Below are 2,971 nucleotides of genomic sequence, written 5' to 3' on the forward strand. Positions count from 1 at the left end.
CCGTCATCTACAGGGCGCCTCACCAGCTAACGCTGACAGAGATCTCATCTCGAAGCACGCTTCCCGCTTAGATGCTTTCAGCGGTTATCGCTCCCGAACGTAGCCAACCAGCCATGCCCCTGGCGGGACAACTGGCACACCAGCGGTTCGTCCATCCCGGTCCTCTCGTACTAGGGACAGCCCTTCATCAAATCTCTTACGCGCGCGGCGGATAGGGACCGAACTGTCTCACGACGTTCTAAACCCAGCTCGCGTGCCGCTTTAATGGGCGAACAGCCCAACCCTTGGGACCAACTCCAGCCCCAGGATGCGACGAGCCGACATCGAGGTGCCAAACCATCCCGTCGATATGGACTCTTGGGGAAGATCAGCCTGTTATCCCCGGGGTACCTTTTATCCGTTGAGCGACACCACATCCGTACGTCGGTGCCGGATCACTAGCCCCTGCTTTCGCACCTGCTCGACCCGTCGGTCTCACAGTCAAGCACCCTTCTACGCTTACACTCACCGACCGGTTTCCAACCGGCCCGAGGGTACCATTGGGCGCCTCCGTTACCATTTAGGAGGCAACCGCCCCAGTTAAACTACCCACCAGGCACTGTCCCCCGACCCGATCAGGGCCGCGGGTGAGACACACCATCAGATCAGAGCGGTATTTCACCAACACCTCCACCACGACTAGCGTCGCAGCTTCCCAGGCTCCCGCCTATCCTACACAAACCAAATAGTGCATCAATACCAAGCTATAGTAAAGGTCCCGGGGTCTTTCCGTCCTGCCGCGCGAAACGAGCATCTTTACTCGTACTGCAATTTCGCCGAGCATGTGGTTGAGACAGCGGGGAAGTCGTTACGCCATTCGTGCAGGTCGGAACTTACCCGACAAGGAATTTCGCTACCTTAGGATGGTTATAGTTACCACCGCCGTTTACTGGCGCTTCAATTCACCACTGCAGGCCAAAGCCTTGATGGATCCTCTTAACGTTCCAGCACCGGGCAGGCGTCAGTCCATATACCTCACCTCACGGCTTCGCATGGACCTGTGTTTTTAGTAAACAGTCGCTTCCCCCTGGCCTCTGCAACCCCCTCCAGCTTATGCACGCACGTGCCACCAGAAAGGGCCCTCCTTCTCCCGAAGTTACGGAGGCAATTTGCCGAGTTCCTTAACCACACATCACTCGAACGCCTCAGTATACTCTACCTGACCACCAGTGTCGGTTTAGGGTACTGGCCGACTACCACTCGCTAGAAGCTTTTCTCGACAGCACGGGATCACCAAATTCAGCCTAAAGGCCTATGCTTCAGCGCTCACCCTCCCACTCAAGGGGCGCCCCCGGATTTACCTAGGAACGCGGGCTACCACCTTACCCCGCCTAATCCACCAGACGGTATAGCTACCCCACTGTGTCACTCCATCACTACGCTACACACGGAAAGGACCCCAACCAGTCACTGACAAGTATCGACCCGAAGGTCAACGCCCGCCGGCTTCCAGCCGGTTAGCACAACCGCTATCACTCATACGCGGCACTCGGGTACCGGAATATCAACCGGTTATCCATCGACTACGCCTCTCGGCCTCGCCTTAGGCCCAGACTAACCCAGGGCGGAACAGCCGTCCCCTGGAACCCTTAGTCAATCGGCGCACAGGATTCTCACCTGTGTTTCGCTACTCATGCCTGCATTCTCACTCGTACAAAGTCCACCGGATGGATTACTCCCCAGCTTCACCCCAAGTACGACGCTCCCCTACCCAACCCACGGAGACGTATCTCCATGGCATTGCTACGGCTTCGGCGGTGCACTTCAGCCCCGCTACATTATCGGCGCAAAACCACTCGACCAGTGAGCTATTACGCACTCTTTCAAGGATGGCTGCTTCTAAGCCAACCTCCTGGCTGTCAACGCGACCCCACATCCTTTTCCACTCAGTGCACCCTTAGGGGCCTTAGCCGGTAATCTGGGCTGTTTCCCTCTCGACGACGGATCTTCTCACCCGCCGACTCACTGCCGCACTCAACACCATGGCATTCGAAGTTTAGCTGAGCTCAGTAACCGACACGGCCCATCACCCAACCAGCGCCCTACCACCACGGTGCAACACACGACGCTGCACCTAAATGCATTTCGGGGAGAACCAGCTATCACGGAGTTTGATTGGCCTTTCACCCCTACCCACACCTCATCCCCCCAGTTTGCAACCTAGGTGGGTTCGGGCCTCCACGACCTCTTACAGCCGCTTCACCCTGGACATGGGTAGATCACCCCGCTTCGGGTCTACAACACACAACTCAACGCCCTATTCAGACTCGCTTTCGCTCCGGCTCCACCACACGGCTTAACCTCGCTGCATACCATAACTCGCAGGCTCATTCTTCAAAAGGCACGCCATCACCCGCCTACAACACACGAATGTGTCGCCGGGCTCTGACGGTTTACAGGCACATGGTTTCAGGCACTATTTCACTCCCCTCCCGGGGTACTTTTCACCATTCCCTCACGGTACTCTCCACTATCGGTCACCGGACCTCTTTAGGCTTAGCAGACGGTCCTGCCAGATTCACACGAGCCTCCACGAAACCCGCGCTACTCGGGTGCGCCACCCGCCCACCGCTGTCATCCTTCATCTACGGGACTCTCACCCACTCCGGTCGGCTTTCCCACACCGTTCGACTAGACAACAACGCGTGAACCTAGCTTCGGCAGAAACTAACGGCAACGTCCCACAACCCCTGACCCGCAACGCCTGCCGGCTATCACACGAACCAGGTTTAGCCTCCTCCGCTTTCGCTCGCCGCTACTCACGGAATCACTCTTGTTTTCTCCACAGCAGGTACTGAGATGTTTCACTTCCCCGCCACACCACAACCCGCCCTATACATTCAGGCGAGCGCAACCGCCCATCAAGGCGGCTAGGTTACCCCATTCGGAAACCCTGGGATCACAGTCCAGTTGGCAACTCCCCCAGGCATAT

Annotated in this window: 1 rRNA gene; it reads right to left on the reverse strand. The window is 57.4% G+C overall.

The annotated features are described in order from the left end of the window. Positions 1-2,971: ribosomal RNA gene (locus tag ACFO8M_RS26545) — 23S ribosomal RNA — on the reverse strand; the annotation flags it as partial.

It is taken from the genome of Glycomyces rhizosphaerae (assembly GCF_042647865.1).
Lineage (GTDB): Bacteria > Actinomycetota > Actinomycetes > Mycobacteriales > Micromonosporaceae > Glycomyces > Glycomyces rhizosphaerae.